The following is an 18,969-nucleotide window of genomic DNA, read 5'->3' on the forward strand; positions in this document are numbered from 1 at the left end:
CCATGGACCTGAATCAGTACCGCATGAACTGGAACTACCCGACCTCGATGCGTGTGGGCGTTGGCCGCATTGCCGAGCTGGCCGAGGCCTGCCGCCTGCTCGGCATGCACGCGCCACTGTTGTGTACCGACCCAGGCCTGGCGGCGTTGCCGATGATCGACGCGGCGCTGCGCCAGTGCCGCGACGCCGGGCTGAAGGCAGGGCTGTTCTCGGCGATCAAGGGCAACCCTACCGGCGCCAACGTGATGGACGGTGTGGCCGCGTTCAAGGCCGGCGGTCACGATGGGGTGATCGCCTTCGGCGGCGGCTCGGCGCTGGATGCCGGCAAGGCCATCGCCCTGATGGTAGGCCAGGATCGGCCGCTGTGGGATTTCGAGGACATCGGCGACAACGCCAGTCGCGTCAACGTCGCCGGCATGGCGCCGGTGGTGGCGGTGCCGACCACCGCCGGCACCGGCTCGGAAGTTGGCCGCGCCTCGGTGATCACCGACGATACGGCGCATATCAAACGCATTATCTTCCATGCGCGTATGCTGCCTGCTCTGGTGATCCTCGACCCCGAGCTGACCGTCGGACTGCCGGCCAAGATCACCGCCGCCACCGGCATGGACGCCCTGTCGCACAGCCTGGAGGCGTTCTGCTCGCCGCTGTTTCATCCCATGGCCGAGGGTATCGCCCTGGAAGGCATGCGCCTGGTGCAGCAGTACCTGCCGCGTGCGGTCAGTCAGGGCACGGATGTCGAGGCACGCCTGCAGATGCTGGTGGCCTCTAGCATGGGCGCTACCGCCTTCCAGCGTGGCCTCGGTGCGATGCACGCGCTGGCCCATCCGCTGGGGGCGCTGTACGACGCCCATCACGGCCTGCTCAACGCGGTGCTGATGCCTTACGTGTTGGTGGCCAATCGCGCTGCCATTGAGCCGCAGATGGAGAAGATGGCGCGCTACCTGGCGCTGCCGGGCGGCGGCTTCGATGCGGTGCTGGAGTGGGTGCTGGCGCTACGCAGCGAGGTGGGCATCGCCCACAGCCTGGGCGAAATCGGCATCGACGATGCACGCATCGAGCAGGTCGGCCGCATGGCCGAAGTCGATCCCTCGGCGGGCACCAACCCCATCGCCTTCAGCGCCGCGCAGTACAGCGCGTTGTTCGAGAAAGCGCTGCGCGGGGCCTTGTAGCCCGGATGCAATCCGGGAGTGGTTGGTCTGCTTTGCCGTAGATCTTGTAGGAGCCGGCTTGCCGGCGATCATTGCGAATCGCCCGCAAGCGGGCTCCTACAGGTTATGCGGGCTTATTCCCCAACCTGTTCTGCCTGCAAGGCTTTCAGCGCCGGCGCGGCATAGATGCCCACTTCCACCGCCAGTTCCATCACCCGCGGCAGGTCGCTGGCGTACACCAGCACCGCCTGCAGTTCGTCGTCCAATGGTTCGCTGAAATCCACCAGTACGTAGCCGCCGGTTTCTGGCGACAGGGCCGAAAGCTGCACCTGAATGCGGTTGAGCGCCTTGAGCGGCTCGGTCTTGGCCAGTTGCTTGGCCTTGAGCACGAACTGCACCTGCGGGCCGAAGGACTCGGTGATGCGCTGGAACAGCTCTTCATAGCTGTCGGCCTGGAACAGCACGGTATCCGGCAGGCTGCCGACCACCACCCATTCGCCCAGCGGAATGGGGAATTCGTCGTCGTAGTTGACGTCCGGGTTGGCGGCGAGGAAGGCGGTCGGGTCGGCGTAAGCCTGGGTGGCCTCGTCGGCGATACGGGCGATCTCGTCCTCGGGCAGGCAGCCGGAGCTTATCTTGGCGATCAGTTCTTCCAGCTGGGCTTTCATCGAGGCATTCCTGTTCGGGGGGCAAAGGCGCGCAGGATAAGTCAAAGCGCGCTGCGCTAGAAGTAGGCCAGCAGGCGGCCCAGGCTCATCACCAGCAGCCAGATCAGAAGCGACAGCGCCGCCTGCAGCCGACCTAACAGTGGTGCGTGCGTATCCCAGTCGCCCAGCCGAGCACTCCATAGCTGGCGAAACAGCAGGGCGTTGCCAATACCCATGGCAATCAGCAGCAGCTTGAGTTGTAGCAGTCCATCGGCGCTCAGAGGTCCCGCGTCGGCGGCGAACAGGCAGAAACCGCTGCCAAGCAGCAACACAAGACCGAACACTGCCAGTGGCGTCAGCGCCCGCGACACGGCAGGCAGGGAGAAAGTACGGCCGGCGCCTAGCAAACGCGCATCGAGTAGCAGCATGGGCCCAAGCAGCAACACCAGGCCAAGCAGATGCAGCAGGTTGAGCGCCGGGTAGAGCAGTGCCGAGCTGCGCATCTGCTCGCCCAGTGCCGTGGCTTCGAGCCAGGCGGCCCAGGCGATCAGACTGTCCATCTAGCGCAGTTCGATGGTGCGCCCGTCGACGATGATGCGTTCGGCGCGGATCTCCGCGGTGCCGTCCTTGCGCGGGTAGCCGACTATGGTCACGGTCTTGCCCGCCGTCAGGTCGGATTCCGGCAGGCCACGCGCCTGCAGGCGGCTGATCGGGGCGAGGATCACCTGCCAGGTGCGCCCGTCGTGCTCGATGCTCACGTCAGCGTGCGGGTTGCGGTAGTTGACGGTCTGTAGCGGCACTTCCAGGGTCAGGAGCTGATCGGCGTCGTAGGAGCTCCAGCCATGGTGAGCCTGGGCGAGGGCAGCGGTCAGCAGCAGGCCAAGTGTGGTGGTGAGGAGCAGCAGTTTCTTCAGCATGGCGATCACCCGGTGGACTGATGGAACACCGGGTAAACCTAGACCCTGTAACCGATGCTGCGACGTACGGGCAGCATTTGGAAACAGAATCGGCTCAGCCGTAGCGCTTCTTTGCTTCGATGGCCAGACCACTGCCGATGCTGCCAAAGGTATTGCCTTCTACACTGCGCGCGTTGGGCAGCATGGCGGCCACGCTCTGACGCAGCGCCGGCACGCCACTGGAGCCGCCGGTGAAGAACAGTGTGTCGACCTGATCGGCGCTGACTCCGGCATCGGCGAGCAATTGTGTGAGGCTGGCGCGGATGCGCTCGAGCAGCGGCTCGATGGCGTTCTCGAACAGCGGCCGGGTCAGCTCGGCGACCAGGCCCGGCTCGACGCGCGACAGATCGATGGGCCGCGCGTCCTGTTCGCTCAGGGCGATCTTGCTCTCTTCCACCTGCATCGCCAGCCAATGCCCGGCGCGCTGTTCGATCAGGCCGAACAGGCGGTCGATGCCGGTGGCGTCGACAATGTCGTAGCGCATGTTCTGCAGGGCCAGCTGGGTTTTCTGCGCATACAGCGCGTTGATGGTGTGCCAGGTCGCCAGGTTGAGGTGATAGCTGGTGGGCATGAAGGCGTCGCTCTTCATCCGGCTGCCGTAGCCGAACAGCGGCATCACGCCGGCCAGCGACAGCTGCTTGTCGAAGTCGGTCCCGCCGATATGCACGCCGCCCGTGGCGAGGATGTCGTCCTGGCGCTCGGCCAAATGGTGGCGCTCAGGGGCCAGACGCACCAGAGAGAAGTCTGAGGTGCCGCCGCCGATATCGACGATCAGCACCAGCTCCTCGCGCTCCAGGTTCGACTCGTAGTCGAAGGCCGCGGCGATGGGCTCGTACTGGAACGACACCTCCTTGAACCCGAGCTTGTGCGCCACGGCCACCAGGGTGTTCTGCGCCTCCAGGTCGGCGACCGGGTCGTCGTCGACGAAGAACACCGGGCGGCCCAGCACCACTTCCTCGAAGGCACGCCCGGCCTGGGCCTCGGCGCGCTTCTTCAGCTCGCCGATGAAGAAGCCAAGCAGGTCCTTGAATGGCAGGGCGCTGCCCAGCACCGTGGTTTCGCTTTTGAGCAGCTTAGAGCCCAGCAGGCTCTTGAGTGAGCGCATCAGGCGCCCCTCGTAGCCCTCCAGATACTCGTGCAGGGCCAGGCGGCCGTAGACCGGGCGGCGTTCCTCGGTGTTGAAGAAAATCACCGATGGCAGGGTGATCTTGCCGTCCTCCAGTGTCAGCAAACTGTCCTGGCCGGGGCGCAGCCAGCCGACGGTGGAATTGGAGGTGCCGAAGTCGATGCCGCAGGCGCGGGCAGGAGTGGAAAAGGACATGGAACGCAGAGCCGCAAAAATGGCCGCGCATTCTATGTCAGTAGCGCGGCGACGGCGAGTCGTCAGGACGGCAGGTTGCCGCTCTGCTGCTTGCTCTTCCACTGGCTCCACTCGAAGCCCAGCACTACCAGTAGCGACAGGGCGAAGGGCAGCAGCAGGTAGAACACGCGAAACACGATCAGCGCGGCCAGCACGTCGGCGGCGGGAATTTCTGGCAGGGCCGCCAGGAAGGTCACTTCCAGCACACCCAGGCCACCTGGTGCGTGGGACAGCAGCGCCAGCGAAAAGGAGGCGAGGAATACGCCGAGCACGATCAGATAGCCGGGGTGATTGTCGGCTGGCAGGGCGAAATAGATGATCGCCGCCGCACAGAGCAATTCCAGCGGGCCAGCTAGCAACTGCCGACCGACGATGGGCAGGCGCGGATATTCCACGTGCAGCTTGCCCAGGGTCCAAGGCTTGAACTGGCGCCAGGAGCCCAGCACGTAGAGGCCGACCAGGCTCAGCAGCACACTGCCGATGACCACCGAGACCAGCGGCGTGATGTTGGCGACCCGGTGGATCAGGTCGGGTTGGGCGATCAATACGCAGCCGCTGGCCAGCAGGGTGCCAAGGGCGAAGGTGAAGGAGCAGAAGACGATGAGGATGCCGATTTCCTGAGGCGTCAGGCCCTTGCTGCGATAGGCGCGATAGCGCACCACGGCACCGGAGAACACCGAGGCACCGATATTGTGGGCCAGGGCATAGGTGGTGAAGGAGCACAGGGTGATGAAACGCCAGGGAATCTGCTTGCCGAGGTGGGCGACGGCGATGCGGTCGTACCAGGCCAGTGCCCAGTAGGCACCGAGGGTGGCGGCGGCGGCGAGCAGCCAGTTCATGTGGGAGATCGCCTCGAGGCTGCCCTTGATCTGGTCGAGGGAAATGTTGCCCAACTCGCGGTAGAGCAGGAAGCCAGACAGCACCACGGCACTGAGCCCGATCAGCGTCCAGATCAGGTCGCTGCGCTTCAGTTTGGGTTTGGCTTCTACGACAGACACCGCTATTCCTCGCTCACCAGGCCCGGGGTAGTGGGGCCGTATGCCTCTGACGAGGCGGCTGTTCACCGGCTTGCCGGCCGCTCGCAACGGCCGTTGGCGGATCGTGCCCGCGCGGCGCGCTGCGCAGTATCAGGGAGCCGCCGCCAGTACTCAACTGGCAAGCATGCAGACGCCCCTCAATAGTTGTGTCAGCGATTGTTCCGATATGTTCATATCCAGGCCAGGGTCAGCGCTGCCAGCACCGCGTAGCGGCCGGCTTTGGCCAGGGTGACGATGAGCAGGAATATCCACAGGCGTTCGCGCATCACACCAGCGACCAGCGTCAATGGGTCGCCGATCACCGGCATCCAGCTCAGTAGCAATGACCAGCGCCCGTAACGGGCGTACCAGGCCTGCGCCTGCTGCAAGCGGGCCGGGTTGACCGGGAACCAGCGGCGCTCGCGATGGTGCTCGATGGAGCGGCCCAGCAGCCAGTTGACCCAGGAGCCCAGCACATTGCCCAGGGTAGCTACCAGCAGCAAGGCCCAGAGCGGATGCTGGCCGGCCAGCAGGAGGGCGACCAGCACGGCTTCGGACTGCAGCGGCAGCAGCGTCGCCGCGCCGAAGGCAGAAAGAAACAGTGCCGGATAGGCGGACAGACTCAGCATGACAGGAGCGCGCCGGCCGCAGGGCCGGCGGGGGTCAGGACTGCGATTCCTGGCCGCTGTTGGCCATGATCTCTTCCAGGCTCAGGCCGGTCAGGCCGTGAATGGTCTTCCATAGGTAGTAGAAGATGGCCATCAGCATGATCATCGAGGGAATGGCGATCATCGGGTAGCTGAGCAGGGTCATGCGCCCCAGTTCATCATTGAAGGCCTCGGTGCCGGCCGGGCTGACCACGATCCACTTGGCCAGCACGTAGTTCATGAACGAGGAGAAGAAGAAGGTGCCGCTGAGCCAGTAGGTCGCGCGCATCAGGCGCGTCTCGAAGTGCTCGACGTGGCCGCCTTGCTCCAGGCGATCATGGATCTTGTCGATATTGAGCACCGTCTTGTTGAACAGCAGGGTGCGGATCAGCGGGTAGCGGGTGCGGGTGGAGACCAGCACGGCAATGCCGATCAGGCCGGGAATCAGTGCTTCCTTGACTGCCAGCCACTGAGTGTCGAGCTTGAGCAGGCCGATACCGCCGGTCAGCGCTACGCTGATCAGGCCGAGCAGGGCGATGAAGTTGAATTTGCGATATTTGATCAGCTCGAACGCGCCCCAGCCCAGCGGGAACGCCAGGGCCAGGATCAGTGCGCCATCGGCGCCGAGGCGGTGCTCGCCGCTGAGCTTCATCAGGATGAACGAGGGAATCAGGATGCTGATGGCCAGGTCGATCAGCGGGCGGGGCTTGTGCGTCGGGGTACGGCTGTCAGTAGTGGCGGTCATGGTAGCTGGAGTCTGCGTAGGAAGGCCGATGATCGCCTGCCCGGCGCGCCAGGGCTAGCCCGACCGTCGGTTTTGAATGTGAAAAAGTATGAGTCGACAGCCATCCGACAGGAGAGAAGAGCTGGCTGGCGATGCTAAAGTGATGGCAAGGCCTGGGAGTCGAACATGCCAAGAATCATCCCTTTCATTTGCCTGTTGCTGGCTGCTGTTTTCCTGACGCCTGTGCCGGCCTGGGCGCGGGACTGCATCGGTATGGTGCCGGCCGGCACATCGGCGTTCTGGAGCGAGCTGGAAGCCGGCGCGAGACGCACCGCTGACGATCTGCAATTGGAACTCTATACGCGCGGCCCGACCCAGGAGGGCAGCGTCGAGGTGCAATTGCAGCTGATAGATCGTGTGCTTGCACAGGGCTGCAAGGCGCTGATCATCGCCCCGGCTGGCGATGCCATCGATACCCGGATAGCGGCCTTGCGTGACGAAGGTATTCCCACCGTCTATGTCGACCGCGGCGTTGCGGGAGATGGCGCTTATGCGCTGGTGGCGACCGACAACTTCCTCGCAGGTCAGTTGGCCGGGCAACAACTGGCCGAGCGTCTCGGGCAGGGTGGCAGGGTCGGGGTGTTGCGTTTGCGTCCCGGGCTGCAATCGACCGAGGAGCGTGAGCGCGGCTTTCTGCTGGCGGCACAGGCGTCAGGGTTGCAGGTGGTATTCGATACCTACCTGGGTGATGACCGCCAGCGCATCGCCGAGGCCCTGAGCGAGCAGTTGCCCAGGCTCGACGGCCTGTTCAGCCCCAATGGCACCAGCAGCCGGGCGACACTGGCGGCTCTGCGCCAGTTGGGCAAGGCCGGTACGGTGGGCTTCGTCGGCTTCGACGGAGGCGAACTGCTGTTCGATGCCGTGAGACAAGGACAGATTCACGCCCTGTTGCTTCAGCAGCCGCAGGCCATGGGTGATCATGCGGTGCGCCTGGTGCATCGGGCCCTGAGTGGCGAACGCGCCATTTCACGCCTGCAACTGTTGCTCGAGCCACGGGTACTGACCGCCAGGGAATTGGCCGATATGACCGCGCCGCAACAGCCTTGGTGATGGGCAGAGCGCGGGTTTATGATCCTTGTCCTGGCCGCCCTGAATTCGCTGTAGGGCGCGCTCTAGACGGTGGCGTGCAATGAACCTGAAGTACCTGCTCGCAGCTCTGTTGTTCTGCAGTTTTTGCGTCCACGTGACGGCTGCCGAGTTGCGGCTGTATACCGAAGACTATCGACCGTTCAGCTATCTCGAGAATGGCAAGCCGAGTGGCATGGCTGTGGCGGTGGTCGAAGAGTTGATCCGCCGTACCGGTGAGCAGGCGCGCATTGAACTGGTGCCCTGGACACGCGGCTACCACCAGGTTCGTCATCAGGCCGACACCGCGTTGTTTTCTACCGTGCGCACGGCGCAGCGCGAAGCCGAGTTTCAGTGGGTCGGGCCGATCGCGCGAGGCTATACGCGCTTCTACACGCACAAGGATGCCGGGCTGCGAGTCACCAGCCTGGACGACGTGCGCCAGCTCGGCACCCTTGCGGTGCCCAAGCAGTGGTACAGCTACGAACTGCTGCGTGAGCAGGAGCTGGATAACCTGTATGGCGTGCCGACGCCTCAGGACATGCTGCGCATGTTTCGCCATGGCCGGGTCAAGCTGCTGCTGGCCAACAACCTGACCCTCGACGGCATGCTTGCCGAACAGGGCATGCATGCCGGGCAGCTGCAGGCGCAGTTCGACCTGATGCCCAATGACTCCTATATCGCCTTTTCCCTGCAGACGGATGCCGCTCGTGTCGCGCGATGGCAGCAGGCGCTGCAGCAGATGCGTCATGACGGTAGCCTGGAGCGGATCTATCGACACTGGTTTCCGACGGCCGATGAGCGGACGTTGGTCGATTTGCTGCGCCTCGAGTGAAGCGGCTGCATGGCGCTCCACGTCTTGCTAGGCTGCAAGCGGGAGGGGCGGTGATGGCCAAGTGTATTAATCGATGGCTGTGTATCCTGCTGCTGGTGCTGTGCGCTCCAGCGGCGGCACAGCTGCGTCTGCTCACCGAGGATGCGCCGCCGATGAGCTTCTTGCGCGAGGGCGAGCCCAGCGGTTTCTCCGTCGAGGTGGTCAGAGCGTTGCTGGCGCGCACCGGCGACAACGGTCAGATCGAACTGATGCCCTGGACGCGAGCATTGCATCTGGCTCAACAGGAGGAAGATGTCGCGCTGTTTTCCACCGTGCGTACTGCCGAGCGCGAGAACAGATTTCAGTGGGTCGGGCCCATCGTGGTCGGCACCACCAGCTTCTATTCGCTCAAGTCGCGCGACCTGGTCATCGACACCTTGGAGCAGGCCGCGGCCAGCGGGCCACTGGCGCTACCCAAGCAGTGGTACACCTTCGAGACCCTCAGCGCGAGGGGCTTTACCAACCTCTACGGCGTGCCCAGTTCGAAACAGATGGTGACCATGCTCAAGCATGGCCGAGTCAACCTGATTGCTACCGAAGACCTGACCCTGGCTGGCGAGCTGGCTGCTGTCGATCTCAAACCGCAGGACGTCACCGCGCACGTGCCGTTCATGCGCTCGGCCTATTACATCGCTTTCTCCCCGCAGACTTCGGTGGTGCGTGTGGTGCGCTGGCAGCGCGCCTTGCAGCAGATGCATGAGGACGGCAGCCTCGCGGCGATCCTCGGGCGTTGGCTGCCGCATGCGCCGATGCCGCCCATCGCTCCGTAGCGCCCCGCGTGACGACTGGTTAACCTGAGCGCTGAAATCTACCGAGTTCGATCATGTCGCGTCGTCATCTCACTCTCGATCTGCGCAGTCGCGCCGACTTGTTCGCTCACCTTGGTGCGATGGAACGGGCCGGTGTGCCCATTGATCGGGCACTGGCCAGTGTGGATATCGGCACGCGCCACGAGGCCGCCGTGAAGCGCTTGCGGCAGATGGTCGGCGCTGGACGCGACCTGGCGAGTTCCGGCCAGTTGAGTGGCGTGTTCACGCCACTGGAAAGTGGCCTGATACGCGCCGCGCAAGAAGCCGGTGCACTGGCGCATGTCTACGAGCAGCTGGCGCAGCGCTACGATGAGCAGGCGCGTCATGCCGCAGAGTTGAAGTCACGTCTTCTGCTGCCCGCCGGGGTTTTGCTGCTGGCGCTGGCGGTCAAGCCCTTGCCTTCTCTGGTCGCTGGCAGCCTGAGTGGTGCAGGTTACCTGGCGGCCGTTCTGCTGCCGGTGTTGTGGCTGGCTGCGCTGTTGTTCGGTGCGCGCGCTATGTGGCGACGCTGGCAGCAGTGGCGAAGCGATCAGCCAGGTCCGCTCGACGATCTTCTGCTGGCCCTGCCGATATTGGGCAGCCTGCAGTTGCGAGCGGATATTCGTAACTTCTGCGACAGCCTCGGGCTGTTGCTGGAGGCGGGCATGCCGGTGCTCGATGCCTTGCCGCGTGCCTGCAATGCCGTGACCAATGCACGGCTGCGGCGGGATTTCGCCAACCTGGCACCACGGGTTGCGGCTGGGCAGTCGTTGGTGCGGGCGTTCGACGGGCTGAGTTTTCATGGCAAAGCCATGCTCATCGGCGTGCTCAATACCGGCGAAGCGACCGGCCGGCCAGGCGAGGCGCTGCTGCGTTTCGCCCGCCTGCAGGCGCAGCAGCTGGCTGCGAGCCAACAGATGCTGGCGAGCTGGGCGCCACGGCTGTTCTATTTGGCGGTCGCCGGCTGGATGGCATACGGCCTGCTGACCGGTGGCGGTTTCTTCCCGGCCCTGCCCGCGGAGCTGGCTGGCCGATAATTTGCTGGTTATCGACCACGGCGGTCCGTTTGAAAGCTGGCAGCAAGTGCCTTGCGCTAGCATTCGTCACGTCTACGCCATTACTAAAAAGAGAAAAAAGCGATTCAACCGACTTTGGAATACGCCCCATGCCCATCCTGCAACGTGCATCCCACCATGAGCTACGCAGTGCCTTTCGTGCCCTGCTGGCTTCCGACCGCTGTTACCACACGGCTTCGGTCTTCGATCCCATGTCCGCCCGCATCGCCGCCGATCTCGACTTCGAGGTCGGTATTCTCGGCGGCTCCGTCGCCTCCCTGCAGGTACTCGGTGCGCCGGACTTCGCCCTGATCACTCTCAGCGAATTCGTCGAGCAGGCCGCGCGCATCGGCCGCGTCGCGCGTTTGCCGGTGATCGCCGATGCCGACCACGGCTACGGTAATGCGCTCAATGTGATGCGCACCGTGGTCGAGCTGGAACGCGCCGGCGTCGCCGCGCTGACCATCGAAGACACCCTGCTGCCGGCCCAGTTCGGCCGCAAGTCCACCGACCTGATCTCCATCGAGGAAGGCGTCGGCAAGATCCTCGCTGCGCTGGAGGCGCGTGTCGATCCGGAGCTCTCGATCATCGCCCGTACCCATGCCGGCGTACTGGAGGTGGACGAAGTGATCCGCCGCACTCGCGCCTATGAGGCTGCAGGCGCCGACGGCATCTGCCTGGTCGGGATCAAGGATTTTGCCCATCTGGAGCAGATCGCCGCAGGCCTCAAGGTGCCGCTGATGCTGGTCACCTACGGCAACCCCGAGCTGCGCGACAACCAACGCCTGGCGCGTTTGGGCGTGCGCATCGTGGTCAACGGACATGCTGCCTACTTCGCCGCGATCAAGGCCACCTACGACTGTCTGCGTGAGCAGCGCGGTGCGCAGCCGTGCGACCTCAACGCCACCGAGCTGACCCACAAGTACACCATGCCCGAGGATTACATTCTGTGGGCCAAGGAGTTCATGGAAGTCCGCGAGTAGCCTGTCGCGACCGGCTGCACTTGCACTTCGCATTCTCCGGGCGCATATCTGTTCGGAGAGTGCGAGGAGGTCGAACATGGCAGGTGGTTGGGCAAGCGACGACGCAGTGCAGGAACAGATCGACAGCAGCATCGAAGACGCCGTTGCGCGTGCTCGCAGCCAGCTGCCGAAGGGTGAGAGCCTGCGTCATTGCGAGGAATGCGATGCTGTCATTCCCGAGGCCCGGCGTCAGGCAATTCCCGGCGTGCGCCTGTGCGTCAATTGCCAAGCCGAGCACGACCGGGAGAACGCCGCCTACAGCGGCTATAACCGTCGCGGTAGCAAGGACAGCCAGTTGCGTTGAAACCTCAGAACAGCGCGCCGATATAGACTGCGCCGCCAATCCCCGCCTGGATGCCAAGATTGGCTCCTGCCATCACCAGGGCTCCACTCGCGGACTGCATCAGCTTGCGGGTCAGTATCGGCGAGATGGTGAGGTTGGCTGCTGGAGTTGTATTCGCCAGCATCGCTGCCGCCAGTAGCTTCGGGTCCAGACCGAACAGCATGGCCGTTGCGGATACGCCTAGCGCAACACCCCCGCCTGCTTCCACGTACATGCAGGGGCCGACGATATCGTCGCGGGTGAGGTCGTCAGCCGTGAGGTCGTCGGCGACGAACACCGCGCCGTCGCTGGGGAAGGCTTCTGCTGCCCCGACTCCACCGACACTCTTGCCCTTGATCTTGATATCCACTTTGCCGAAGCGCGGCAGTTTGGCCCCTATGCCAATGCCAGCACCGATGCCGCTGTAGTGTAGTTTGACGTTCTCGCCGGTTGGCGAACGCAGGGTTATCGAACCGCCGCTACCGGCAACAAAGGCCACGGTCAGGCCGCCGCCACTGGCCGTGACGTAGTCCCAGCGGCTGGGGTTGACGGGCAGGGGGATGGTCATCATCGACATTTTCGCTTCCTTGTGAAGTTTGCTCAGACGCTTTCGTGAGGCGCGCGTCTGAAGAGGGTCAGCAGCCCGCTGACCATGAAGACGGAGCCCAGCAGCCCAAGAAGGACCGAGGTTCCCCAAAGTGCGCCGAAGTCATCGATCACGGCAGAGGTGGCCGGTGCCTCGGCCCGGTAGTAGACCTTTACCGGCATGCCAACCTGATAGCCGTAAATCCAACCGCCTTGGGGGTAGGAAATACGGGTACCGCTTTCGTCGGTGAAGGCTATCTCCGGGTGGGAGCCGCCTGCATTGAGGGAGGCGACATTACCTTCGGCCTGAAGGGCGGATTTCAGGAAATCCACGCGAGAAGAGGTCTGCACGACCGTTGCTGTGAGCAGTACAAGACCTGCCAAGTTGAAGAGGCCGCCCTTGAGCAGGCGAGATGGAGTAGTGGGCATCCTGTGGTATTCCTGATCTTCCATGAACATTGCCAGAGAATTCTGGGCCGGACGTTAGGACAAGCAGCACTCTGCGAAATTCCCTGTCATTGCACAGCCTGAATAGAGGGTGTTTTCGTTAATGCCAGCCTGCTTATTTACGCATGTGACGAAGCCGGATCATAAGGTTTCGTGGCGAGGTATGACATGGCGAGGTTCACGGCTTGGCGAGTTTTTACAATTGCCGTTCACCAGGCCGCGTCACAGGCTTCCGGAGTCGATGTATTTCTGCCCCATCGAGCGTATTGAGGTCGGGTTGATGAGCCAGTGTGGCACCTATTCACCTGCTGCTGGTCTAGTGCTACTACGACCGTGACTCAGGAAGAGGTGCCTGCATGACGATTTTCGAAGCCTTACGCATCAGCCACGATATCCAGCGCGAACTGGCGCAGAAACTGATCGCCACCCAGGGCGACAGCGCCGAACGCCACGCTTTGTTTTCTCAGCTCAAGCAGGAACTGGCCGTGCACTCGGTGGCCGAGGAACGCCATTTCTATATTCCCCTGATGCAGCAGGACGCTGGCGTGGATCTGTCACGCCACGCGATCGCCGAGCATCACCAGATGGACGAAATGATCGAGGACCTGGAGGAAACCGACCCCAGCAGCCCGAGCTGGCTGGCGCAAGCCAAGGCCCTGGCGGAAAAGGTCGAACACCACCTCAAGGAAGAAGAACACACCTTCTTCCAGATGGCCGGCAAGCTGCTTCGCGACAAGGAGAAGCGGCAACTGGCGGGTGACTATCTCAGCGCCTACGACGAGATGAAGCAGGCGTCCTGACAGACCGATAAGAGCCGGGCGCAACACCCGGCTCTTGCATCAGAACAGGAAATAACGCTGCGCCATCGGCAGCACCTCGGCCGGCTCGCACCAGAGCAACTGGCCGTCGGCCTTGACTTGGTAGTTCTGCGGATCGACCTCGATATTGGGCAGGTAGCCGTTGTGGATCAGGTCGGTCTTCTGCACCTCGCGGCAGCCTTTGACCACGCCGATTTTCTTCTTCAGGCCTAGCTGCTCGGGCACGCCGGCGTCGAACGCGGCCTGGCTGATGAAGGTGATGCTGGTGGCATGGCGGCTGCCACCATAGCTGGCGAACATGGGCCGGTAGTGCACCGGCTGCGGCGTCGGGATCGAGGCGTTGGCGTCGCCCATCAGGCTGGCGGCGATGGCGCCACCCTTGAGGATCAGCGTCGGCTTGACGCCGAAGAAGGCCGGGCGCCACAACACCAGATCGGCCCACTTGCCCACTTCGATCGAGCCCACTTCATGGCTGATGCCGTGGGTGATCGCCGGGTTGATGGTGTATTTGGCGATGTAGCGCTTGGCGCGGAAGTTGTCGTTACCGGGCTCGTCTTCGGGCAGCGGGCCGCGCTGCTGCTTCATCTTGTCGGCAGTTTGCCAGGTGCGGGTGATCACCTCGCCGACGCGGCCCATGGCCTGGCTGTCGGAACTGATCATGGAGAACGCGCCGAGGTCATGCAGGATGTCTTCGGCGGCGATGGTTTCCCGGCGAATACGGCTCTCGGCGAAGGCCACATCCTCGGCGATGCTCGGGTCGAGGTGGTGGCAGACCATCAGCATGTCCAGATGCTCGTCGATGGTGTTGCGGGTGAACGGTCGGGTCGGGTTGGTCGAGGACGGCAGCACGTTGGGGAAGCCGCAGGCCTTGATGATGTCCGGCGCGTGGCCGCCACCGGCACCCTCGGTGTGGTAGGTGTGGATGGTGCGGCCCTTGAAGGCGCCGAGAGTGGTTTCGACAAAGCCGGACTCGTTCAGCGTGTCGGTATGGATGGCCACCTGCACGTCGTATTGATCGGCGACCGACAGGCAGTTGTCGATGGCCGCCGGGGTGGTGCCCCAGTCTTCGTGCAGCTTCAGGCCGATGGCGCCGGCCTTGACCTGCTCGATCAAGGGTTCGGGCAGCGAGGCGTTGCCCTTGCCGGTAAAGCCCAGGTTCATCGGAAAGGCGTCGGCGGCCTGCAGCATGCGCGCCATGTGCCAGGGGCCGGAAGTGCAGGTGGTAGCGTTGGTGCCGGTGGCCGGCCCGGTGCCGCCGCCGATCATGGTGGTCACCCCGCTCATCAGCGCCTCTTCAATCTGCTGTGGGCAGATGAAGTGGATATGGGTGTCGATGCCGCCGGCGGTGAGGATCATGCCTTCGCCAGCGATCACCTCGGTGCCGGCACCGATGGCGATGGTCACATCGGGTTGGATATCAGGGTTGCCGGCCTTGCCGATAGCAGCGATGCGCCCGTCCTTGAGACCGACGTCGGCCTTGACGATGCCCCAGTGGTCGATGATCAGCGCGTTGGTGATCAGCGTGTCGACCACATCGGCGGCACACAGTTGACCCTGGCCCATGCCGTCGCGGATCACCTTGCCGCCACCGAATTTCACTTCTTCGCCGTAAGTGGTGAAGTCCTTTTCCACTTCGATCCACAGGTCGGTATCGGCCAGGCGCACCTTATCGCCGACGGTGGGACCGAACATGTCGGCGTAGGCTTGGCGGGAAATCTTCATTGGAAGTCCTCGTAGGGTGCGCTGTGCGCACCGTTGCTATCTGTGTCGTTGCTGGTGCGCACGGCGCACCCTACGGGCTATAGATCGCCCATGATCCGGCCGGCGAAGCCGAACACCCGGCGCTGGCCGGCCAGGTCGACCAGCTCCACTTCACGGCTCTGCCCTGGCTCGAAGCGCACTGCGGTGCCGGCGGGGATGTTCAGGCGCATGCCACGTGCGGCAGCACGGTCGAACAGCAGGGCGTCGTTGGTCTCGAAGAAGTGGTAGTGCGAGCCGACCTGGATCGGTCGGTCGCCGCTGTTGGCTACGGAAATGGTCAGGGTGCGGCGACCGGCATTGAGCTCGATCTCGCCGTCGGCAATCTGGTATTCGCCGGGAATCATGGTGAAGGCCTCGCAAGCGTCTTGTAGTAGATGGCATTGGCCCGGTAGGTGCCGTCCGGGCCGCAGGCGTAATCGGGTAGACCACCAATGCACTGGTAGCCGAGGTGACGATAAAGCCGTTCTGCGTCACTGCCGGCCTCGGTGTCGAGGTACAACAGGCCGCGTTTGCGGGTCACGGCTTCCTGCTCGACGGTTTGCATCAACAGACGGGCGATGCCGCGACGACGTGCGTCGCTCAGCACCAGCAGTTTCTGGATCTCTGCGCGGTTCAGTCCGTTGGGTTTCTGGCACAGGCTCAGTTGCACGCTGCCCAGAACGCGGCTCTGCTCATGGGCCACCCAGAGCAGCAGAGAGCCGTCCGTCATGGCCGCATGCACCTGGGCGAAATATTCAGCGGCTTCTCGTTCGTCTGGATCGGCGAGAAAACCTATAGATGCACCATCGTTGATCGCATCGAGCAGCAGGACGCTCAAGCCTTCGCGGTAGTTGGCGAAGTTGGTGCTATCGAGTCGCTGCAGTGTCACGCTCACAGGGTCACTCCTTGGTTCCGAGGATCAGTTGCATAAAGGTCAGATCCAGCCAGCGCCCGAACTTGCGGCCGACCTGGGGCATCTGCCCGGTGGTGATGAAGCCGAGGCGCTGGTGCAGACGAATCGAGGCTGCGTTCTCCGACTCGATGGCGGCGACCATGACATGCAGGTTGGCGGCGCGAGCGCGCTCGATCAGCACCTGCATCAGCGCGGGGCCCAGGCCCTGGCCGCGCTGGTCGGCGCGTACGTAGACCGAGTGTTCGACGGTCTGACGGAAGCCTTCTATGGTGCGCCAGGTGCCGTAGCTTGCATAACCGACTACCTCGCCGGCAGCGTCATGCGCGACCAGCACCGGGAAGCCGGCCGCCGTGCGTTCGACCAGCCAGGCACGGCGGTTGGCCAGGTCTACCAGCGTCTCGTTCCAGATTGCTGTGGTGTGCTGCACCGCGTCGTTGTAGATGGCCAGGATGCCGGGCAGGTCGGCTTCGCTGGCATTCACTATGTCGAAACTCATGGTTCAGGCGATCGGTTGGTGGACGGTCACCAGCTTGGTGCCGTCGGGGAAGGTGGCTTCGATCTGGATCTCCGGGATCATCTCCGGCACACCCTCCATCACCTGATCGCGGGCCAGCAGGGTGGTGCCGAAATGCATCAGCTCGGCGACTGTCTGGCCGTCGCGCGCGCCTTCGAGCAGAGCGGCGGAGATGTAGGCCATGGCTTCCGGGTAATTCAGCTTCACCCCACGCGCCAGTCGGCGCTCGGCCACCAGGCCGGCGGTGAAGATCAGCAGCTTGTCTTTTTCTCTTGGTGACAAATCCATGACGGCTCCAGTCTTGGAGCGGCAAGGCTGTGCCTTGTCCGCAATAGTGCTTCGGTCGCTTGGTGGAACGCGGCGTGCGCTGTTCCACTCTGGCGTGGCTGTACTGCAATTTGTAGGAGCCGGCTTGCCGGCGATTAGGCCTCTGTTGATCGCCGGCAAGCCGGCTCCTACATGTCCGTTGTGCTCATGTGCTCCAGATTCGGGGTGGCACAGCTTCGCGCCCCAGCATCGCCGGGCGCAGCAGGCGCCAGAGCTCGATCAGCCAGGCGCGAGCCTTGAGTGCTTCGCTGGCCAGGCAGCGTGCGACCAGCAGGCCCGAGAGCTGGCTGAGGTCACCGCGCACGCCATCGATCTTCAGTTCCCGGCAGCGTTCGAGTAAATCACTGTCTACATCGGCGCTGATCAGCAGGGTGGCAAACACCGGCTGGCCGTTGAGGCCGATAGGCGAGTCGAGCAGACCGTCGCCACCAGCAACACGCTGGCGTTCGTGCCAGAGCAGCTGGCCGTCACGGCGAACATCCAGCGCGGCCTGAAAGTGGCCGCTGGCAAAGCGCTCGGCGGCGGCGGGGCGGCCGAGGGCGACGATATCCCAGTAGAACAGGCGAGCGTCGCCGTGCAGGTCGATCTGCGTGTGCAGTTCGGCCTGAGCGCCGGCATAGATGATGGTTTCCTGCGGCAGCCATTCCAGGGTGGCGCCAGCGTCGACGCACAGGCGCAGATCCTGCCGGGCGACACCGGCGGCGCGGTACCACTTGGCCGCTCCGGGGCTGGTGAGCTGCACCCAGGTGTTTTCGCCAGCGTGGGCCGAGATATCCAGAACGTCGCCGCCGGCAATGCCTCCAGGCGGGTGGACGATGATGTGCTGGCACACCTCCGGGCCTTCGGCATACAGGTGCTTCTGCACTCTAAGAGGGCCGAGGTGGCGCCTCTGCACTGGCGTGGTGCGTTCGCCGTGGCGCGCATAGGCCAGCTCCAGCTCGGCAGGCCAGCTTGGCGTGAACAGGGCGGCAGGCAGATTCATGTTAAGGCAGGGGTTCCGCAGGATAGTTGACCGAGTGGGCAAGCAAGAGGCGTGCCCTGAACCAATTCGGTGCGACTTCGCACCTACCTGCACCTGTGGCCAGTCGCGGTGCTGCATCTGGCTCTGCCTATCTCGCCTGGCCAGCTCTAGAGTCGGGCGTACGATTCGTGTGGAGCGCCCATGTTCACCTTTATCGCCTTCGCCGCAGGCCTGGTGCGCGGCTACAGCGGCTTCGGTTTCGCCATGCTGATGGCGCTCGGACTGATGCTGCGACTGCCGCCGGCCGAAGCCGTGCCGGTGGCGCTGATTCTCGATGTGGCATGCAGCGTGACGCTGTGGCCGGCGGCGTTGCGCGCCGTGCATGGGCGCGTGCTGGTGCGTCTATTGGGCGGCATGCTGTTGGCGGTGCCGCTGGGCGCCTGGCTGCTGCTATGGCTGCCGGCGCACATCATGGCGCCGCTGGTGGCTGTGCTCTGTTTATGCGGGGGCATGCTGGTGTTGTGGCGTCCGTCCGTTGCCACGCCGGTGAGCCAGGGTATGGCCTGGTTGGCCGGGCTGGCATCCGGCCTGGCGACCACCCTGGCCTCGGCCGGCGGCCCGCCCTTGATGATCTACCTGCTGCGCAGTGGCCTCGATGCGCGCCAGTCGCGCGGTACGGCAGTGCTGTTCTTCCTGGCCAGCAGTGGCGCTGCGCTGATCGGACTGGGTGTCGCGGGTGTGCTGAGCGGCGCGCTGTGGCGGCTGGCGCTGGAACTGGCATTGCCGGCGCTGGCCGGTAACCTGCTTGGCCAGTGGCTGCACCCGCGCTGGCAGCCGATATCGCTGCGGGTGCTGGTCGGTGGGCTGCTGGTGCTGTTGTCGCTGGGCAGCCTACTGAAGGCGATCTTGTAGGGTGCGCCGTGCGCACCGAAAGGTATCCGTTGCTGCGGGATCACGGCGGTGCGCATGGCGCACCC

24 protein-coding genes are annotated in these 18,969 nt (G+C 64.0%); 9 read left to right on the top strand and 15 right to left on the bottom strand.

The genetic code is table 11. From position 1 onward, the window contains the following. The first annotated feature begins 2 nt into the window (after positions 1–2). Positions 3–1,172 carry an iron-containing alcohol dehydrogenase gene (locus BLT86_RS22810; RefSeq protein ID WP_017678713.1) on the top strand — a complete coding sequence of 390 codons (1,170 nt, stop codon included), beginning with the start codon at positions 3–5 and terminating at the stop codon, positions 1,170–1,172. Positions 1,173–1,285: 113 nt separating this feature from the next. On the opposite strand, the gene BLT86_RS22815 is transcribed toward BLT86_RS22810, so the two are convergent. From BLT86_RS22815 to BLT86_RS22845, 7 genes are all read right to left on the bottom strand, one after another. Then, positions 1,286–1,819: a hypothetical protein gene (locus BLT86_RS22815; RefSeq protein ID WP_092379798.1), complete on the bottom strand. Its 534-nt coding sequence runs from the start codon at positions 1,817–1,819 to the stop codon at positions 1,286–1,288. 56 nt (positions 1,820–1,875) lie between these two features. Next, positions 1,876–2,358 (bottom strand): hypothetical protein, encoded by a 483-nt coding sequence (locus BLT86_RS22820; RefSeq protein WP_072423234.1) that lies wholly within the window; start codon positions 2,356–2,358, stop codon positions 1,876–1,878. Next, a complete protein-coding gene (locus BLT86_RS22825) occupies positions 2,359–2,715 on the bottom strand; it encodes a DUF6152 family protein (RefSeq protein WP_072423754.1) in 357 nt (118 codons plus the stop codon). Positions 2,716–2,809: 94 nt separating this feature from the next. Next, positions 2,810–4,075, bottom strand: a complete 1,266-nt coding sequence (locus BLT86_RS22830; RefSeq protein WP_092379800.1) for an Hsp70 family protein — start codon at positions 4,073–4,075, stop codon at positions 2,810–2,812. 62 nt (positions 4,076–4,137) lie between these two features. Then, positions 4,138–5,112 carry a lysylphosphatidylglycerol synthase transmembrane domain-containing protein gene (locus BLT86_RS22835; RefSeq protein WP_072423232.1) on the bottom strand — a complete coding sequence of 325 codons (975 nt, stop codon included), beginning with the start codon at positions 5,110–5,112 and terminating at the stop codon, positions 4,138–4,140. Positions 5,113–5,321: 209 nt separating this feature from the next. Then, positions 5,322–5,759 (bottom strand): YqaA family protein, encoded by a 438-nt coding sequence (locus BLT86_RS22840; protein WP_079784680.1) that lies wholly within the window; start codon positions 5,757–5,759, stop codon positions 5,322–5,324. A gap of 34 nt (positions 5,760–5,793) precedes the next feature. Further along, on the bottom strand, positions 5,794–6,522 hold the full coding sequence (locus BLT86_RS22845; protein WP_072423230.1) for a VC0807 family protein: 729 nt from the start codon (positions 6,520–6,522) through the stop codon (positions 5,794–5,796). A gap of 165 nt (positions 6,523–6,687) precedes the next feature. Here BLT86_RS22845 and BLT86_RS22850 point away from each other — a divergent pair, with 165 nt between their 5' ends. From BLT86_RS22850 to BLT86_RS22875, 6 genes are all read left to right on the top strand, one after another. Beyond that, complete coding sequence (locus tag BLT86_RS22850) at positions 6,688–7,611, top strand: substrate-binding domain-containing protein (protein WP_092379802.1); 924 nt, start codon at positions 6,688–6,690, stop codon at positions 7,609–7,611. 79 nt (positions 7,612–7,690) lie between these two features. Next, a complete protein-coding gene (locus BLT86_RS22855; protein WP_092379804.1) occupies positions 7,691–8,461 on the top strand; it encodes a substrate-binding periplasmic protein in 771 nt (256 codons plus the stop codon). A 53-nt stretch (positions 8,462–8,514) separates the two neighbouring features. Further along, positions 8,515–9,270 carry a substrate-binding periplasmic protein gene (locus BLT86_RS22860; protein WP_092379806.1) on the top strand — a complete coding sequence of 252 codons (756 nt, stop codon included), beginning with the start codon at positions 8,515–8,517 and terminating at the stop codon, positions 9,268–9,270. A gap of 53 nt (positions 9,271–9,323) precedes the next feature. After that, complete coding sequence (locus tag BLT86_RS22865) at positions 9,324–10,325, top strand: type II secretion system F family protein (RefSeq protein ID WP_092379808.1); 1,002 nt, start codon at positions 9,324–9,326, stop codon at positions 10,323–10,325. A 137-nt stretch (positions 10,326–10,462) separates the two neighbouring features. Continuing rightward, positions 10,463–11,326 (top strand): isocitrate lyase/PEP mutase family protein, encoded by an 864-nt coding sequence (locus BLT86_RS22870; protein WP_092380492.1) that lies wholly within the window; start codon positions 10,463–10,465, stop codon positions 11,324–11,326. A gap of 76 nt (positions 11,327–11,402) precedes the next feature. Then, positions 11,403–11,669: a DksA/TraR family C4-type zinc finger protein gene (locus BLT86_RS22875; protein WP_021487914.1), complete on the top strand. Its 267-nt coding sequence runs from the start codon at positions 11,403–11,405 to the stop codon at positions 11,667–11,669. Positions 11,670–11,673: 4 nt separating this feature from the next. Here BLT86_RS22875 and BLT86_RS22880 read toward each other — a convergent pair whose 3' ends face one another. Together BLT86_RS22880 and BLT86_RS22885 are read right to left on the bottom strand one after the other, a co-directional pair. After that, positions 11,674–12,264, bottom strand: coding sequence for a hypothetical protein (locus tag BLT86_RS22880; RefSeq protein WP_092379810.1), 591 nt, complete (start codon positions 12,262–12,264; stop codon positions 11,674–11,676). Between the two features lie 23 nt (positions 12,265–12,287). Next, complete coding sequence (locus BLT86_RS22885; RefSeq protein ID WP_092380495.1) at positions 12,288–12,701, bottom strand: DUF3592 domain-containing protein; 414 nt, start codon at positions 12,699–12,701, stop codon at positions 12,288–12,290. 374 nt (positions 12,702–13,075) lie between these two features. On the opposite strand from BLT86_RS22885, the gene BLT86_RS22890 reads away from it, so the two are divergent. Beyond that, positions 13,076–13,519 carry a hemerythrin domain-containing protein gene (locus BLT86_RS22890; protein WP_092379812.1) on the top strand — a complete coding sequence of 148 codons (444 nt, stop codon included), beginning with the start codon at positions 13,076–13,078 and terminating at the stop codon, positions 13,517–13,519. A gap of 39 nt (positions 13,520–13,558) precedes the next feature. Here the strand turns inward: BLT86_RS22890 and ureC are convergent, their stop codons facing one another. The 6 genes from ureC to BLT86_RS22920 form a co-directional block, all read right to left on the bottom strand. Beyond that, positions 13,559–15,259 carry an urease subunit alpha gene (gene ureC, locus BLT86_RS22895; RefSeq protein WP_092379814.1) on the bottom strand — a complete coding sequence of 567 codons (1,701 nt, stop codon included), beginning with the start codon at positions 15,257–15,259 and terminating at the stop codon, positions 13,559–13,561. A gap of 77 nt (positions 15,260–15,336) precedes the next feature. After that, positions 15,337–15,642: an urease subunit beta gene (locus BLT86_RS22900; RefSeq protein WP_092379816.1), complete on the bottom strand. Its 306-nt coding sequence runs from the start codon at positions 15,640–15,642 to the stop codon at positions 15,337–15,339. Continuing rightward, on the bottom strand, positions 15,639–16,172 hold the full coding sequence (locus tag BLT86_RS22905) for a GNAT family N-acetyltransferase (protein WP_092379818.1): 534 nt from the start codon (positions 16,170–16,172) through the stop codon (positions 15,639–15,641). The genes BLT86_RS22900 and BLT86_RS22905 overlap by 4 nt, the downstream gene beginning before the upstream one ends. A gap of 4 nt (positions 16,173–16,176) precedes the next feature. After that, positions 16,177–16,686: a GNAT family N-acetyltransferase gene (locus BLT86_RS22910; protein WP_092379820.1), complete on the bottom strand. Its 510-nt coding sequence runs from the start codon at positions 16,684–16,686 to the stop codon at positions 16,177–16,179. A 3-nt stretch (positions 16,687–16,689) separates the two neighbouring features. Beyond that, positions 16,690–16,992 carry an urease subunit gamma gene (gene ureA / locus BLT86_RS22915; protein ID WP_004425162.1) on the bottom strand — a complete coding sequence of 101 codons (303 nt, stop codon included), beginning with the start codon at positions 16,990–16,992 and terminating at the stop codon, positions 16,690–16,692. A gap of 184 nt (positions 16,993–17,176) precedes the next feature. Beyond that, the gene (locus tag BLT86_RS22920; RefSeq protein WP_045733991.1) at positions 17,177–18,013 is read right to left on the bottom strand and encodes an urease accessory protein UreD; all 837 of its coding nucleotides are present in this window, start codon (positions 18,011–18,013) and stop codon (positions 17,177–17,179) included. A gap of 180 nt (positions 18,014–18,193) precedes the next feature. Between BLT86_RS22920 and BLT86_RS22925 the strand changes: the two genes are divergently transcribed. Then, complete coding sequence (locus tag BLT86_RS22925; protein WP_092379823.1) at positions 18,194–18,904, top strand: sulfite exporter TauE/SafE family protein; 711 nt, start codon at positions 18,194–18,196, stop codon at positions 18,902–18,904. Positions 18,905–18,969: the final 65 nt, after the last annotated feature.

Source organism: Pseudomonas sihuiensis (assembly GCF_900106015.1).
GTDB classification, from domain to species: Bacteria; Pseudomonadota; Gammaproteobacteria; order Pseudomonadales; family Pseudomonadaceae; genus Aquipseudomonas; species Aquipseudomonas sihuiensis.

Bases quoted from the DNA above. Each gene is read 5' to 3' on its own strand.
- BLT86_RS22810 (WP_017678713.1), top strand. From the start codon at position 3: ATGGACCTGAATCAGTACCGCATGAACTGGAACTACCCGACCTCGATG.
- BLT86_RS22815 (WP_092379798.1), bottom strand. From the start codon at position 1,819: ATGAAAGCCCAGCTGGAAGAACTGATCGCCAAGATAAGCTCCGGCTGC.
- BLT86_RS22820 (WP_072423234.1), bottom strand. From the start codon at position 2,358: ATGGACAGTCTGATCGCCTGGGCCGCCTGGCTCGAAGCCACGGCACTG.
- BLT86_RS22825 (WP_072423754.1), bottom strand. From the start codon at position 2,715: ATGCTGAAGAAACTGCTGCTCCTCACCACCACACTTGGCCTGCTGCTG.
- BLT86_RS22830 (WP_092379800.1), bottom strand. From the start codon at position 4,075: ATGTCCTTTTCCACTCCTGCCCGCGCCTGCGGCATCGACTTCGGCACC.
- BLT86_RS22840 (WP_079784680.1), bottom strand. From the start codon at position 5,759: ATGCTGAGTCTGTCCGCCTATCCGGCACTGTTTCTTTCTGCCTTCGGC.
- BLT86_RS22845 (WP_072423230.1), bottom strand. From the start codon at position 6,522: ATGACCGCCACTACTGACAGCCGTACCCCGACGCACAAGCCCCGCCCG.
- BLT86_RS22850 (WP_092379802.1), top strand. From the start codon at position 6,688: ATGCCAAGAATCATCCCTTTCATTTGCCTGTTGCTGGCTGCTGTTTTC.
- BLT86_RS22855 (WP_092379804.1), top strand. From the start codon at position 7,691: ATGAACCTGAAGTACCTGCTCGCAGCTCTGTTGTTCTGCAGTTTTTGC.
- BLT86_RS22860 (WP_092379806.1), top strand. From the start codon at position 8,515: ATGGCCAAGTGTATTAATCGATGGCTGTGTATCCTGCTGCTGGTGCTG.
- BLT86_RS22865 (WP_092379808.1), top strand. From the start codon at position 9,324: ATGTCGCGTCGTCATCTCACTCTCGATCTGCGCAGTCGCGCCGACTTG.
- BLT86_RS22875 (WP_021487914.1), top strand. From the start codon at position 11,403: ATGGCAGGTGGTTGGGCAAGCGACGACGCAGTGCAGGAACAGATCGAC.
- BLT86_RS22880 (WP_092379810.1), bottom strand. From the start codon at position 12,264: ATGTCGATGATGACCATCCCCCTGCCCGTCAACCCCAGCCGCTGGGAC.
- BLT86_RS22885 (WP_092380495.1), bottom strand. From the start codon at position 12,701: ATGCCCACTACTCCATCTCGCCTGCTCAAGGGCGGCCTCTTCAACTTG.
- BLT86_RS22890 (WP_092379812.1), top strand. From the start codon at position 13,076: ATGACGATTTTCGAAGCCTTACGCATCAGCCACGATATCCAGCGCGAA.
- ureC (WP_092379814.1), bottom strand. From the start codon at position 15,259: ATGAAGATTTCCCGCCAAGCCTACGCCGACATGTTCGGTCCCACCGTC.
- BLT86_RS22900 (WP_092379816.1), bottom strand. From the start codon at position 15,642: ATGATTCCCGGCGAATACCAGATTGCCGACGGCGAGATCGAGCTCAAT.
- BLT86_RS22910 (WP_092379820.1), bottom strand. From the start codon at position 16,686: ATGAGTTTCGACATAGTGAATGCCAGCGAAGCCGACCTGCCCGGCATC.
- ureA (WP_004425162.1), bottom strand. From the start codon at position 16,992: ATGGATTTGTCACCAAGAGAAAAAGACAAGCTGCTGATCTTCACCGCC.
- BLT86_RS22920 (WP_045733991.1), bottom strand. From the start codon at position 18,013: ATGAATCTGCCTGCCGCCCTGTTCACGCCAAGCTGGCCTGCCGAGCTG.
- BLT86_RS22925 (WP_092379823.1), top strand. From the start codon at position 18,194: ATGTTCACCTTTATCGCCTTCGCCGCAGGCCTGGTGCGCGGCTACAGC.